Origin of the sequence: Nosocomiicoccus sp. HMSC09A07 (genome assembly GCF_001808485.1) — a bacterium.
Classification (GTDB): Bacteria; Bacillota; Bacilli; order Staphylococcales; family Salinicoccaceae; genus Nosocomiicoccus; species Nosocomiicoccus ampullae_A.
Genome location: NZ_KV793632.1, coordinates 1 through 14,481 on the forward strand (window position 1 = coordinate 1; position 14,481 = coordinate 14,481).

Consider the following 14,481-nt stretch of genomic DNA (forward strand, 5'->3'; position numbering starts at 1 on the left):
GACATATTGTCATTCAGTTTTCAATGTTCATTTGGCGCACTTTTGAAAAGCGCAATATCTACTATAGCACGTTCAAAAAATTAAAGCAAGTTATTTTTTGATATTATAAAATTTATTTTTCGTGTGTCTGTCGTTTCTTGATTTTGACGACTTTTATATAATACCAAGTAAACAAAAGATGGTCAAGCGTAAAAATATATCTTTTTTTAAAAAACTTTAGAGCGCTGGTGTAGCGCTCTAAAGTTATAGACTTTTATTTGTCTTTGTTAACGATACCGCGTGCGATTTTATCTTCTTTAGATGCTTCAATATATTTTGGCAATCTAAGTAATTGGTACGCATTTAATATGAGTACAGTAAATATCGAACGGTATATCCAAGTCGTATCTTCTACTGATATAAATGGTAGTAGTGTTAACGACGTCATAAATATCATAAAGAATAACGACGGTATAAAGATATTCTTTTCGACTTGTTTATTTTTAACATATGCGACTACGAATCCAACAATTACGACAATAATTGGTATCCATATAAACTCAAGCGTTGAGCCGTGGTCTTTTCCAACCTTGAAAAATCTTAAGTAGAAAAGATCGAATATCGCATACATAATAAGAAGTATTTGTACGTATGGCCAAATGCCTCTAAATATCCCGAGCCCAAGTGGGTTAATGAATAAGTAAATATAGAAAACGACTTGTGCGACAGTCGCGATAATAAGTCCGTATCCTATAATCCATATTAAACCGATGAAAAACTCAGAGAAGTCCCCTTTAAACAAATGACTCGTGACATTTTCATATTCTGTAAACAGACTGATAAATGTAGACGCAATCACACCGATAATTAACGTCGTAAAGTAAAACTTAACAACATATTTTGAACTCATTCTTCTTCCTCGATAATGCGTTTTGCGATTTTCTCATAATGATCGCTAATTTCACCTTCAAGGTAAACGGACGGTGCAAAGTCTTCTTTGTCAAAGTTTGGTTGGCCAAGTGGAATCTGCCCGAGTAACGGCACGTTTAACTCTTCCGCGAGTTTTTGTCCGCCACCTTTACCGAATATATATTCCTTATTGCCTGTTTCTTTACTTTCAAAATAAGACATATTCTCTACAACACCTAAAATTTCGTGTTCCGTATGAATCGCCATCGCTCCTGCACGCGCAGCAACGAATGCCGCTGTTGGATGTGGTGTCGTTACGATAATTTCTTTACTTTCCGGTAACATTTGATGCACGTCGAGCGCCACATCTCCTGTTCCAGGTGGTAAATCGAGTAGAAGATAGTCTAGGTCGCCCCATTCTACTTCTTTAAAGAAGCTCGTTAACATTTTACCGAGCATCGGCCCTCTCCAAATGACAGGCGTATTCTCTTCAACAAAGAATCCCATAGAAATAACTTGAACCCCGAAGCGTTCAACCGGAATAATTTTTTTATCTTTAATTTCGGGTTGCTCTGAAATCCCCATCATATCTGGCACACTAAACCCGTATATATCTGCGTCGATGATTCCAACTTTTTTACCAAGCTTTTGTAATTTAACCGCAAGGTTTACCGTAACCGTTGATTTACCAACGCCACCTTTACCAGATGCTACAGAGATGAACTTCGTTTTCTCCATATCAAACTGACTTTCGTATTGGTTACCCATCGTCGCTTTATGTTTATTAATTTCTTCTTCTGGTAATTCGTCAAAACGAAGACCGACACTGTTAGCGCCCGCTTCTTTTAATAAATTAACGATTTTAATTTGTAAGTCTAACTGTTCTTGTCCCCCTAAACGTCCAATTAAAATCTTTAAGCTGACGTGTCCTTTATCTTCTATTATTTTGACTGATTCGATACCATTCGTTTCAGAAATCGGTACGTTTAAAATCGGATCGTTTACACTCTCCACTATTTGACGTACTTCTGACTCTGTTATCATTTAAAATCCCCTCTCGATAATCGCTATTTGAACTTATATTATCATAATAAGCGATTGCTTCATGCAATAAAATGCGTATGAAGTCTGATTTTATGTTAAATCATGTAGAACACGATACCGATATAATGAGCGACACTCGCGATAATTATAAAGAAGTGCCATATCATATGGAAGTATCGCTTATCTTTTTGCGCATAGAACCATGCGCCAATTGTATATAATACGCCACCTATAAAAAGCATGACTAAAAACATAATATTTGTACCAAATAATACGGCAGGTAAAAACGGTACGATCATCCATCCCATCACAAGATAAAATGCTAAGCTAATTTTTGGACTGACTTTTGGGCTTAACGTCTTATATAGTACACCTAAAATGGCTGCACTCCACTGGAGTATGAGAATCGTATATCCAGAAAATCCACCGATAACGCTAAGCGCGACTGGTGTATACGTACCGGCAATCGCAATGTATATACAACTATGGTCAATTAAACGCATGACATACTTGTGATGTGTGCCTGGTGCCATAATATGGTAAATCGTCGACGATAAAAACATCGTAATGATTGAAATGACATACACGCTACCGCCAAACGCATGCATCGTCCCACCTTCTACATACATATATATCGCAGTAAAAGGGAGTAAAAATATAAATAGAAATGTCGCGACACCGTGACTGACGCTATTTCCTACTTCTTCACCAAACGATAAAGGAATAATGTGTTTTAAAGTTTTTTCAACTGAGATATTATTTTCTTTCATCTATATCAGTTCGTATCTCTCAAGATCACGACGCGCTGTTTCCACACTATCTTGACCCTCTTTGTTTTTAAGTGGTGAAAATTCTCCTGCACGGTCCACTTGAAGCGTTTTATGTTTATTTGCAACGATAAATGCGTCGAAATAGAACTTTTCAAATTTTAACGCTTCTTCTTTTACTAGCTTTAAATCATCATCTAAAAATTCCAAGTTTTTAAGCGCGAGGTGATATGGCATATCCGCTTCTGCCGCTTTTTCAATAAACGGAATACTAAATACGTGAATCCCGATGTTTCCATTTGTAAATGACGCGTCTTCTCCGTCAGGAATTTCAGTGTATTCAACGACTGTTTTCTTACCGTCAAGTAACGCGAGTCGACCGACACTTTCATTTAGTTTAGGCGTGATCGATTTTGACGTCACTTCATTTTCTTCATCTAAATGAAGACCGACAAGTACTTCGTCGAGTACTTTTACGACGACATTGTCAACGTTATTCATAAACACCGCTTCAACGCCACGCGATTTCATATCTTCTAGCATACCGCTCGCTTTAAGCGCACTAAATATTCCACCGTTTCCGTTCGGTGTAATCATTATTTCTTCTTCTTTAGTTAATAGTAACTCTCCAGATTTTGATAGAGACGGAAAATGCTCTTGCTTAAAGAAGTGAACATTTTCTTTTGGTAATCCGAAGTAGTTTTTTTCTTCGAAAAATTGAACTGTTTCATCGTGATTAATGTCGCTCGTCATAATGTACCAATGAACGTTTAACACGTCTTCTTTTTTATATTTTAAGATTTGACGCGCTTGAAGTTCAAAAAGCGATACGTCGTCAAACGTAAAGGTACCTTTCGGACCGTCGTACCCGAGGCGTGTCCCTTGTCCACCAGCCATTAAAAGTACCGCGACTTTTCCGTTTTCAATCGATGTATGTGCTAAACGTTCTAATGCTTCTACGTCTAACTCTTCTTTTGTCACGTACGGGACTTCTTCAACGTTTGACGTATCAAACGTCGTCTGATTTACATATACGTCTTCATAGACAGATTTAACTCTTTCTAAATCTAGCTCGTTTAACTGTGCATCTACTTTTTCTTTTGATGTTTCTCTAAGCTTGTCATATTGCGGAATCCATCGTTTCAATATATACACCTCTATTCTGTAATCACTTTTTTAATGAGTGTTGGATGAACTTCTTCTTCACCAAACGTATAACAATCTTTAACGCGTGAAATGACGTCATCCACATTTTCTTTGTTAGAGTGAATCACTGCTAGTGTGTCTCCAACTTCTACTTTATCTCCAACTTTTTTCTCTAGAACGATACCGACCGCTAAGTCAATCTCACTTTCTTTCGTTTCACGTCCAGCACCTAAAATCGATGCTGCTACTCCCATATTTTCAGACTCAATTTGCGTGACGTATCCTGCTTTGTCTGATTTTACTTCAATCGTATATTCAGCAGTAGGTAATAGACTGTAGTCATCAATCACGTCACCGTTACCACCTTGACTAACGATAAGTTGTCTAAATTTTTCAAGTGCCGAACCATCTTCGATTGCTTTCTCTAATAGTCCACGTGCTTCTTCTAAACTGTTTGCACCGCCACCAAGAACAACCATTTGACTACCGAGGACAAGCGATAATTCCGTAAGATCTTCTGGACCTTTCCCTTTTAACGTTTCAATTGCTTCAATCACTTCTAGCGCGTTACCAATCGCATAACCGAGTGGCTCTTCCATGCTTGAAATAACTGCCATCGTATTTCGTCCGACATTATTACCAATTTGTACCATCGTATGTGCGAGTGCCTCTGCGTCTTTTTCGTTTTTCATAAATGCGCCGTCACCAACTTTTACATCGAGAACGATACCATCTGCACCTGCTGCGATTTTTTTAGACATAATCGAACTTGCGATTAGTGGGATCGAGTTTACTGTTCCTGTAACGTCACGTAAAGCGTAAATCAGCTTATCTGCCGGAGTTAAGTTACCTGATTGTCCGACTAGTGCAAGTTTTTGTTTGTTTACGAGATCGATAAATTCTTCTTGAGATAATTCAACATGGAATCCTTCCATCGCTTCAAGCTTATCAACCGTTCCACCTGTATGCCCTAGCCCTCTTCCACTCATTTTAGGCACTGGAACGCCAACTGCTGCAACGAGTGGTGCTAATACTAACGTCGTAGTATCACCAACTCCACCTGTCGAGTGTTTATCTACTTTAAACCCTTCGATTCCAGATAAGTCGATTTGGTCTCCAGACTCAACCATTTCCATCGTTAACGTTGCAACTTCATCTTCTGTCATACCGTTTAAAAAGATTGCCATCAGTAGACTCGATGCTTGATAATCTGGGATATCTCCATTTGTATATCCTTGAACAAACGATTTAATCTCTTCTTTTGATAATTCGATATTGTCCCGTTTTTTTGTAATGATGTCTATCATTCTTGTCATATTCATACACTTCCTTAACTTTTTTCGAACATATTTTTCTATTCTTACATTATAACGTATCCTATTTAAATGATAAAATAAACGAATGTTGCACGAGATTCATATTCATTGCATAATTAAGTTACATAACGAAGGGTGGTTTATACATGAGTCCGACGAGAGAAGATTACTTAAAAATCATATATGAACTCGGTGGCGAGTTTTCTAGAGTATCTAATAAATCGATATCTCAAAAACTCAATATTTCACCACCAACTGTTACTGAGATGATGAACAGCCTAGTTAAAATCGGCTGGATCGATTTAAAGCCGTATCACGGAAGTATGCTTACCGCTGAAGGCGCAGAAGAAGCAAAACGACTCGTCCATAAACATCGTCTATGGGAAGTGTTTCTCGTTGAAAAACTTGGTTTTTCTATCGATGAGGTTCACGACGAAGCTGAACTATTAGAGCACTCGACTTCAGATAAACTCGCTGAAAGAATATACGAATATCTAGGACGTCCAAAATATTGTCCACATGGCGGAGCAATTTTACCTGAAGATATGGAAATCGCAGATCGCCACGCGAAGATCTTACCGGACATAAACATCGACGACTCTGTCGTCATCCAGCGTTTCGTAAACGAAGACCGACTCGTACATTACTTTAAAAACCAAAACTTAAATATAAACGACGTCGTCACGGTAAAAAACTTCGATGATATGCTTGACTCATACGAACTATACAATGAAACAAACGGAGAAATCGTATATATATCCTCAACAATCGCACAATTTATATTCGTTCGACCATTATAAAAGCCGCGTCCGTTTATACGGACACGGCTTGTTTTATTTAAATGAGTTTATAATGTTTTAACGCATGATATAATCCGTCGTCATCGACGTGACTCGTGACATATTCGGCGACTGATTTCGTTTCATCGACACCGTTACCCATCGCAACAGAGTGCTTAACGAGCTTTAACATGTCATAATCGTTCGGTCCGTCTCCAAATGCATAGACGTCATCTTCATTAAATCCGAGCTTTTCGATCACTTTTTTAACTGTTTCTGCTTTAGATCCGCCTTTTGGCATTACGTCTAACGACACTCGATGCCATCTTAAAAAGTCTAACTCACTATATCTTTCTTTATAATAGTCTTCTTCATCTTCTGTACAAAAGAGTAATCCTTGGTACACTTCGTTTTCAAGATGAAAGTTTTCGTTATGTCCAGGTGATTCATCGAACTTTAAAGAGCCTAGCCCTTCGTCGATTCGGCTATGACTTTTTATATTTGACACCATATGTGTATCGTTTAAATAGACGACTGGATGGTTATGTTTTTTAGCGTCCTTAGATATTTCTTCTAACAAGTCACTCGGAATCGGATTTTTGTAAATCACTTCTCCATCAACGACTGCGTATTGTCCGTTTAATGCGATATATGAGTCGATTCCTAACTCTTCTCTTAAGTTTTTAAATAAAAACGGTGCGCGACCTGTCGCAATGACTAACGTATGTCCATCTTTTTTAAGAGACTCAATCGCACGTTTTGTAGATTCTGGTATTTTGACCGATGTATTATAAAGTGTTCCGTCAATGTCAAAAAACAATAATTTTTTCACCATTTAGTCCTCCATAATCGATTGTTTTGCAAGATCATCTGCGCGCTCGTTATAAAAATCTCCAGTGTGTGCTTTTACTTTTATAAAGTCGACTTTGATTTGTTGCATCAGTTGCTCCATTTGCTTCTGATATTCTTTTGTTGTCGGTTTATTGGCGCGCCACTCTTTCGTTGCCCATTTTTCTAAACCTGCATAGTCATAATGGACGTGAATTTTATCGTACTGATGTGAAATCGCGTAGTTAACTGCATATAGCACACCACCAATTTCAGCGCTGACGTTCCATAAATTGTCGTCTTTATTAATGGCGATTTCTTTTGACGCTTCGTGTATTACTTTACCATCTTCAATTAGAATTGCACCAAATCCTGCGCGTTCTGATCGCTTATCGTAACTCCCGTCAACGTACGCGATAAGCCCATCTAACTTTATATCTTCTTTTTTGTTTAAATTCATAAACTTAAGTGCTTCATCTTCAGTTTTAAATGATTTATATTCTGCACCGCTAAAACCCATCACTTCGCGCTTTGCAGTGTCCCAATCTCTATAAATACCAGGGCTTCTCCCTTTACGTACTGCATAATATTTACTCATATGTCTCCTCCACGGTTCATTGTACCAAAAAAGGCAGACCGGAGTCTGCCTTCGTGATATTACATTTCATCAGATTTATCTTCTTTTTCCCCTGGGGGAATGCCGATTTCTTCATCCGCTTCAATATGCGTGACAAATGGCGCTTCTTTTAAACTTTCGTATTGTGACTCATCGAGATCGATCGTTTTCATGTTCATGTTGTCCATCTCATTAATCACATCTGATTCTTCTACACCATATTCTTTTAAGTCTTCTAATGTAACGTCACGATTAAACGAGACGATGTAACGTGTTTTTGTCATATCTTTATCTACATCTTTCTCTTCAATATTTTCTTTTGGTTCTTCGACGTTTTCGGACGGCTCTTTTGTATCTGTATTCGTTGAACATGCAACTAAAAGTAGCGACATTGACATCAACATAATATAGCGTTTCATCATCATCAGCTCCGATCCATTATTTTGCGCGTTTTTTATCAGTAAATATGCTGATGAAAAACACAAAAAAGATACTTAAAATGAGTTTAATAATATGTTTCATACGTATATTATAACTCATTGCTTGCTGGTTTCGCTTGTTCTGAACCGTAAATATCTTCTAAGAACTCTTCTTTTTCGCTGTCAGTAATATATTTAACCCCAATACCTGTCGCAGCTAAAATGAGTGCAATAATTGGTACAGAGAAGTTTAAAATCGCGTATGGGCCGTAATCCCAAGCGTACACTCCTAACGTTCCATATATAAATACCCCACACGTATTCCACGGGATGAATACTGACGTTAACGTACCACCATCTTCTAAGCTTCGTGATAAGTTTTTCGGATGTAGTTTATTGTCTATATATGATTTTAAGTACATTCTTGACGGTACAACGATTGAAATATATTGTTCAGAACACGTTGCGTTTGTGAAAAACGCTGAAGCAAGCGTAGCTGAAATTAAACCAAATGTACCTTTTGCGATTTTTAAAATTTGGTTCATAATCGATTGAAGCATGCCTGAGTACTCCATAATCCCTGCGAAAGTCATCGCAACGATTGTCATCGAAACAGTATACATCATGTCGAGTAATCCACCGCGGTTAAACAGTGTATCTACACTTTCGTTACCACTTTCTAAAGCGTATCCGTTTGTTAAGACGTCAATTGACGTGCTGAGTGATCCACCTTGAACAAATACTTGAGCAAGTACCCCGAGCATCGCACCGATGAATAGTGCAGGTGCAGCACTCATTTTTAATACGATTAAAACGATAACAATTACTGGCACTAAAAATAGCCACGGTGAAATGACAAAGTTATCTTGCATCGCATTGAGCATGCTATTCACCTCTTCATCATTTAACGTTTCGTTACCAATTACTTTAAGTCCAATAATTAAAAATACGATTAATGAAATAATAAGCCCTGGAATCGTCGTGTAAAACATATGTTTAATGTGATCGAATAACGGTACGTGTGTTAAACCAGCAGCTAAGTTTGTCGTGTCTGATAGCGGTGACATTTTATCTCCAAAATAAGCTCCAGATATAACAGCTCCGGCAATCATCGCAGGTTCAATCCCCATCGACATACCGATACCCATACCAGCAACACCAATCGTTGCCATCGTTGACCATGAGCTTCCAATCGCAAGTGCAACTAATGCACAGATAAGCATGATCGTGACTAAGAAATATTTAGGATTTAATAAAATTAAACCGTAGTAAATCATCGTCGCAACAATACCTCCACCGATCCAAGAACCGATGACGAGACCAACTAAAATAATAATAACGACAGCCGGTAGTGCGAGTTTGATTCCTTTATACATAAATTCTTCAAGTGAATCCCACTTATAACCACAAATAAGAGCGACAATCGCAGCAGTTGCCGTACCGAGAATTAACGGCACGTGCGGATCAATTTCAAATTTAACCACCGCAACATACATCGAAAAGATCATAACAATGAACGGTATAATTGCTAAAAAGACGTTAATCTGTCTTGGTGATTCTAGTTTACTTTCCTTCATTGAAAATCCCCCTAATAATAATCTCTTTTTAATTATAGCGATTAAAACAAAAAATGGTAGCGATTTCTTAAATATTTTCAAAAAATCGCTGACATTTTCATCAACAATTTGACTGATTTTAATCGTCATATATTACAATACACCAAGAAAATGATACGATATAATTGATAATTTTATAGGAGAGAACGTAATGAATATACTAGTATTAGTTGGAGCGAATGTCGGTTCAAAAACGGCAACTGCTTTACAATACGTCACAGATTATTTTGAAACACATTATAATACTCATAATATCGAGATGATCGATTTAAAAGATAAAACACTCAACTTAGCAGATGGTCGTCATTATGAAGACTGGTCGGGTGACACAAAAGAAGTTATTTCTAAAATGTTAGCCGCTGACGTCATCGTTATCGGATTCCCAGTGTTCCAAGCATCAATCCCTGCAGTTCTAAAAAACTTATTCGACCTATTACCAATCAATGGCTTAAAAGGAAAAACAGTATCCATCGTCTCAACAGCAGGATCCAATAGACATTTCTTAGTTGCAGAAATGATGCTGAAGCCAATATTAAACTACATGAAAGCACACGTACTATCATCATATGTATTCATCACACCAGAAGCATACGAAGGAAAGCGACTCACAGACGTTAACATCTTGCACCGACTCGATAATTTAGCAGATGAAACAATCGACATCGCCGAGGCACATCAATCATTTAGTAAACGTAAGAACAAATAAAATAACGCCGAGTACAACTGTACTCGGCGTTTATTCATAATGAGACCAGCATGAGTAAATATAGACGATTTTCTCATCTTCATTTACTGTATAAACCACTCTGTGTTGATGGTTAATTCTTCTAGAATATCTTCCCTCACTTTTTGGTACGAGCTTTTTAAATGATTGTGTCGATTTAAAGGGATCATTTTTTAATGTCTCTATAATCTTCATAAAGTTATACTTTAAGTTTGATTGCTTAATCTTTTTCAAATCGGTCTTTGCACTATTTTTAATAATAACTTTATACTGTGTTACGCTCATAGCTCATCCCAATTGATATCGTCAATATCTGTCCAACCACTATTATCTTCCATTCGTTCTCTAACTACATTTAATACACCGTTATTTTCTAAATATAGCGTTTCATTAATACTATCCCAATCTTCTTTACTAATAAGGACTGCTTCAGAGTTTGATTTGCTACCACTAATAACTATTGGACTATGACTTTCATTAACTTCTTTTAAAATATTATAAAAATTTTCCCTAGCCTTTGTGGGTGTAATAATTTCCATATCCTTCACTCCAAACGTACGTTTATATGTACGTTTATTATAAGCTATTATTCATCAAGAATACAAATGTTTAATCTCTATACGCTAATAATCTTAAACCATTTAATATAACTAGAATTGTTGATCCTTCGTGGCCAATGACTCCTAGTGGTAAGTTTATTGCTTGGAAAAGGTTCGCAATGATGAGTAACGCGATGACCGCAATTGCAAATAAAACGTTCGCAATGACGATTCGTTTCATCTTTTTAGATAATCCTATAGAGTACGGTATCATCGTTAAGTCGTCTTTAATAAGTACGACGTCTGCTGTTTCCATTGCGATATCTGTTCCTGAACCCATCGCAAATCCAACTGAAGATTTCGCTAACGCCGGTGCATCGTTTACACCATCTCCAACCATTCCGATGTTACCATATTTTTCTTTTAATTCATCTAATATAGAAGATTTTTCATCTGGCATTTTATTTGCATGAACTTCTTTAATACCAACTTGTTTTGCGATATGCTTTCCGGTATTTTCATTATCACCCGTAACCATAATCGTTTGAATACCCATGTTATTAAGTTTTTCAATCGCAATTTTCGCATTTTCTTTCACGACGTCTTCTAGCGCATAAAACGCTTGTAACTCGTTATCACGACTCACGAAAATTACCGTGTTTCCTGTCGATTCTTTTTCAATTACGACACGCTTCACTTCTTCAGATAGCTGAATATTAGATTCATCTAACACATAACTATGCTTTCCGACTTTCCATTCGCTACCTTTGTTTTGAATTAAGAATCCTTTACCTGTAATATCCTCAACGTGATCGAGTTCAATGAGTGGCGTGTCTTCTAAGTAATCTAAAATCGCTACTGCAATTGGATGCATAGATCCTGATTCCGCACTTTTAATAACCTCATCGACATGTGCGTGGTCGACACCATCTACGTAATAAACATCTGTAACAGCAGGCTCACCGACTGTTAACGTACCTGTTTTGTCAAATATAATCGCATTTAACGCATTCGTGTTGTCAATCGTTTGACCGCCTTTAAACACCATTCCGTTACGTGCAGCGTTTGAAATTGCTGAAAGTGTTGCAGGTGTTGCACTTGCGACTAATGCACATGGTGACGCAACTGTTAAAAGTACCATCCCACGGTAAAACGACTCTGTCCAACCCCAGTCGAGTACAAAGTACGCTAAAGCGATAAATAACGGAACCCCGACTAATACAACTTTTACATAAGTATCTTCAATTGACTCAATAAAACTCGCTGTTTTACTTGGTGAAGACTGCGCTTCATCGACAAGTCGAATAATTTTAGCAAATAACGTGTTACTGTCTTCAACTGTGACTTCCATATCGATTCTGTTACCTTCGTTAATCGTCCCCCCGACGACCTCGTCTCCTGTTACTTTTTCAACAGGAACGGATTCACCTGTAACAGATGCTTCGTTAACAACCGTGTCAGTTGAAAGTAGTTTTCCGTCAATTGGAATTGTTTCACCGCGTGGCACTTGAACTTGATCTCCAACTTTTAGCTCAGCAGTTGGAACGACTTCAATTTCGCCGTTTTCATTGTAACGACGTGCTTCGTCTGGCGTTAAGTTCATTAACTCAGAAATCGCGTTTCGGCTTTTTTCGTTTGCCATCGATTCCATTGCTTCAGCAAGACTGAAAATGAAAATTAACAGTGCACCTTCCATCCAATAACCGATGATCGATGCACCAACGGCAGCTAAAATCATCAGTACGTCTACGTTTAAATGTTTGTCGTGAATCAGTTCTTCGATTCCGTTTTTTGCGCTATAATATCCCCCGATTAAAAAAGCAGCAATAAATACTGGAATCGCAACATTTTCAAGGCCTTGGTACTGAAGTACAATCCCTATAATAATAAGGAATGCACAAATAACCGTATTTCGAAAGCCTTTATTTTGTAGCCATTTTTTCAAAGTTGTTCACCTACTAATTTAGAAAATTATCATTTAATTTAATGCTCTATCTACACTTAATTATAATAATTTTAAATAAGAAATACAATAGATTAGACTAGATATTATTACTTTATTTTCAAATACCCTTTTATTATGAGTATCAATATGTTAGTCTATATACTTGTGTATAAAAAAGGAGTGTTAAAATGACCGAGAAAAGTAAGCAAAAAATATCACCAGTGTTTAAATACGCGTCAATTTTAGTACTAATTCTTGTTTTATTTGGTATGTTTATGCCAGCAAGATTCGGTGAAATGACTGGAGCATTAAGTAACTATATTACAGTTACTTTTGGTTGGTATTACATGATACTTGTTACGGTAATTATTTTATTTTCAGTATTTTTAATATTTAGTCCGATTGGAAAATTAAAACTTGGTAAACCGAATGACGAACCTGAATTCAGGACAATTTCTTGGTTAGCGATGTTATTCAGTGCCGGTATGGGGATCGGCCTTGTGTTCTACGGGGCATCAGAACCTATTTCCCATTATCTAGCACCACCATCAACTGACAGAGAAACTAAAGAAGCATTCATGGAGTCAATGCGTTCAACGATATTCCACTACGGATTCCATCCGTGGGCGGTATATGGAATCGTTGCGTTATCTCTCGCATACTTCCAGTTTAGAAAGAACGAAGATGGTTTACTGTCTAAAACGTTAAGACCTATTTTTGGAGATCGAGTAGATGGTCCATTAGGTACAGTCGTCGACGTACTTGCGGTATTCGCAACTGTTATTGGGGTTGCGGTATCTTTAGGTGTAGGTACGTTACAAATTAACGCAGGTCTGAATTATTTATTTAATGTGCCTCAAAATATTTTAGTACAGTTTATAATTATTTTTGTTGTTACAATTCTATTCTTAGCGAGTGCTTGGAGTGGATTATCTAAAGGGATTCAATATTTAAGTAACATTAATATGTCACTTGCAGTACTATTATTAGTTGCTCTATTTTTCATAGGGCCAACGATCCTTATTTTAAATATGATGACAACAACTGCAGGATCTTACCTCGGAACATTTTTACAAAACAGTTTCGACGTAGCCCCTCTCTATGAGCAAAAATCTGAATGGCTGAAAAGCTGGACCATTTACTACTGGGGTTGGTGGATCAGTTGGAGTCCTTTCGTTGGTATATTTATTGCACGTGTATCAAAAGGACGTTCAATTAGACAGTTTGTTATTGCAGTATTACTCGTTCCAACAATCGTAAGCTTAATTTGGTTTAGTGTATTTGGAACGACAGGAATTACTGTCGCTCAAAATTCAGACAGCATATTAGCGTTACCACCAGAAACACAGTTATTTGCGATATTTAATGAATTACCACTAAGTGTCGTACTTTCAACAATCGCAATACTATTAGTATCGATATTCTTTATTACATCAGCGGACTCAGCGACATTCGTTTTAGGTATGCAAACGTCATACGGAACGTTACAACCACCTAAAGGAATTAAAGTCATTTGGGGAGTATTACTGTCACTCATCGCATTTGTACTATTGCTCACGGGCGGTGACGAAGGTCTAGGCGCGTTACAATCAGCAGCGATTATATCTGCTTTCCCATTTAGTATCGTAATTATCCTAATGACAATCAGTTTCTATAAAGACGCAGATTTAGAAAGACGAAACTTAGGACTTACTATAACGCCAGACCAAGATAAGTTAGAAGAGTATCATGAACATGTAGAAGAACATCCAAATACAGATATGGAAAGAGAAAATCCAGACAACGTATTCTAAAATAATCCTTACCGATTTTTATATCGGTAAGGTTTTTTATTTTTATTTAATAATCAAAATT

General features: G+C 37.2%; 15 protein-coding genes. 3 read left to right on the top strand and 12 right to left on the bottom strand.

The window, feature by feature from the left end:
• Positions 1–253: 253 nt before the first annotated feature.
• From HMPREF3177_RS03125 to HMPREF3177_RS03145, 5 genes are all read right to left on the bottom strand, one after another.
• Positions 254–889: a KinB-signaling pathway activation protein gene (locus HMPREF3177_RS03125; protein ID WP_070457075.1), complete on the bottom strand. Its 636-nt coding sequence runs from the start codon at positions 887–889 to the stop codon at positions 254–256.
• Entirely contained in the window at positions 886–1,932 is a 1,047-nt protein-coding gene (locus tag HMPREF3177_RS03130; protein WP_070457076.1) for an Mrp/NBP35 family ATP-binding protein, read from the bottom strand. The genes HMPREF3177_RS03125 and HMPREF3177_RS03130 overlap by 4 nt, the downstream gene beginning before the upstream one ends.
• A 95-nt stretch (positions 1,933–2,027) precedes the next feature.
• Positions 2,028–2,702: a PAQR family membrane homeostasis protein TrhA gene (locus tag HMPREF3177_RS03135; protein WP_070457077.1), complete on the bottom strand. Its 675-nt coding sequence runs from the start codon at positions 2,700–2,702 to the stop codon at positions 2,028–2,030.
• Complete coding sequence (locus HMPREF3177_RS03140) at positions 2,703–3,848, bottom strand: UTP--glucose-1-phosphate uridylyltransferase (RefSeq protein ID WP_083286861.1); 1,146 nt, start codon at positions 3,846–3,848, stop codon at positions 2,703–2,705.
• Between the two features lie 8 nt (positions 3,849–3,856).
• Entirely contained in the window at positions 3,857–5,161 is a 1,305-nt protein-coding gene (locus HMPREF3177_RS03145) for a pyrimidine-nucleoside phosphorylase (protein ID WP_070457079.1), read from the bottom strand.
• A gap of 146 nt (positions 5,162–5,307) precedes the next feature.
• Here HMPREF3177_RS03145 and HMPREF3177_RS03150 point away from each other — a divergent pair, with 146 nt between their 5' ends.
• Entirely contained in the window at positions 5,308–5,961 is a 654-nt protein-coding gene (locus HMPREF3177_RS03150) for a metal-dependent transcriptional regulator (protein WP_070457080.1), read from the top strand.
• A gap of 37 nt (positions 5,962–5,998) precedes the next feature.
• On the opposite strand, the gene HMPREF3177_RS03155 is transcribed toward HMPREF3177_RS03150, so the two are convergent.
• From HMPREF3177_RS03155 to nhaC, 4 genes are all read right to left on the bottom strand, one after another.
• On the bottom strand, positions 5,999–6,775 hold the full coding sequence (locus HMPREF3177_RS03155) for a Cof-type HAD-IIB family hydrolase (protein WP_070457081.1): 777 nt from the start codon (positions 6,773–6,775) through the stop codon (positions 5,999–6,001).
• The gene (locus tag HMPREF3177_RS03160; RefSeq protein ID WP_070457082.1) at positions 6,776–7,366 is read right to left on the bottom strand and encodes a ribonuclease H1 domain-containing protein; all 591 of its coding nucleotides are present in this window, start codon (positions 7,364–7,366) and stop codon (positions 6,776–6,778) included. It abuts the gene before it with no gap.
• Positions 7,367–7,425: 59 nt separating this feature from the next.
• Complete coding sequence (locus tag HMPREF3177_RS03165) at positions 7,426–7,803, bottom strand: hypothetical protein (protein WP_070457083.1); 378 nt, start codon at positions 7,801–7,803, stop codon at positions 7,426–7,428.
• Between the two features lie 110 nt (positions 7,804–7,913).
• Positions 7,914–9,380 (bottom strand): Na+/H+ antiporter NhaC, encoded by a 1,467-nt coding sequence (gene nhaC, locus HMPREF3177_RS03170; RefSeq protein ID WP_070457084.1) that lies wholly within the window; start codon positions 9,378–9,380, stop codon positions 7,914–7,916.
• A 190-nt stretch (positions 9,381–9,570) separates the two neighbouring features.
• Here nhaC and HMPREF3177_RS03175 point away from each other — a divergent pair, with 190 nt between their 5' ends.
• The gene (locus HMPREF3177_RS03175) at positions 9,571–10,125 is read left to right on the top strand and encodes an NADPH-dependent FMN reductase (protein ID WP_070457085.1); all 555 of its coding nucleotides are present in this window, start codon (positions 9,571–9,573) and stop codon (positions 10,123–10,125) included.
• Positions 10,126–10,155: 30 nt separating this feature from the next.
• On the opposite strand, the gene HMPREF3177_RS03180 is transcribed toward HMPREF3177_RS03175, so the two are convergent.
• The 3 genes from HMPREF3177_RS03180 to HMPREF3177_RS03190 all read right to left on the bottom strand — a co-directional run bounded on the left by HMPREF3177_RS03180 (position 10,156) and on the right by HMPREF3177_RS03190 (position 12,627).
• Positions 10,156–10,428 (bottom strand): Txe/YoeB family addiction module toxin, encoded by a 273-nt coding sequence (locus HMPREF3177_RS03180; protein WP_068129529.1) that lies wholly within the window; start codon positions 10,426–10,428, stop codon positions 10,156–10,158.
• Positions 10,425–10,682, bottom strand: coding sequence for a type II toxin-antitoxin system Phd/YefM family antitoxin (locus HMPREF3177_RS03185; RefSeq protein WP_068129527.1), 258 nt, complete (start codon positions 10,680–10,682; stop codon positions 10,425–10,427). The genes HMPREF3177_RS03180 and HMPREF3177_RS03185 overlap by 4 nt, the downstream gene beginning before the upstream one ends.
• A 70-nt stretch (positions 10,683–10,752) precedes the next feature.
• Entirely contained in the window at positions 10,753–12,627 is a 1,875-nt protein-coding gene (locus tag HMPREF3177_RS03190) for a heavy metal translocating P-type ATPase (RefSeq protein WP_068129526.1), read from the bottom strand.
• Positions 12,628–12,815: 188 nt separating this feature from the next.
• On the opposite strand from HMPREF3177_RS03190, the gene HMPREF3177_RS03195 reads away from it, so the two are divergent.
• Positions 12,816–14,420 carry a BCCT family transporter gene (locus tag HMPREF3177_RS03195; RefSeq protein ID WP_070457086.1) on the top strand — a complete coding sequence of 535 codons (1,605 nt, stop codon included), beginning with the start codon at positions 12,816–12,818 and terminating at the stop codon, positions 14,418–14,420.
• Positions 14,421–14,481: the final 61 nt, after the last annotated feature.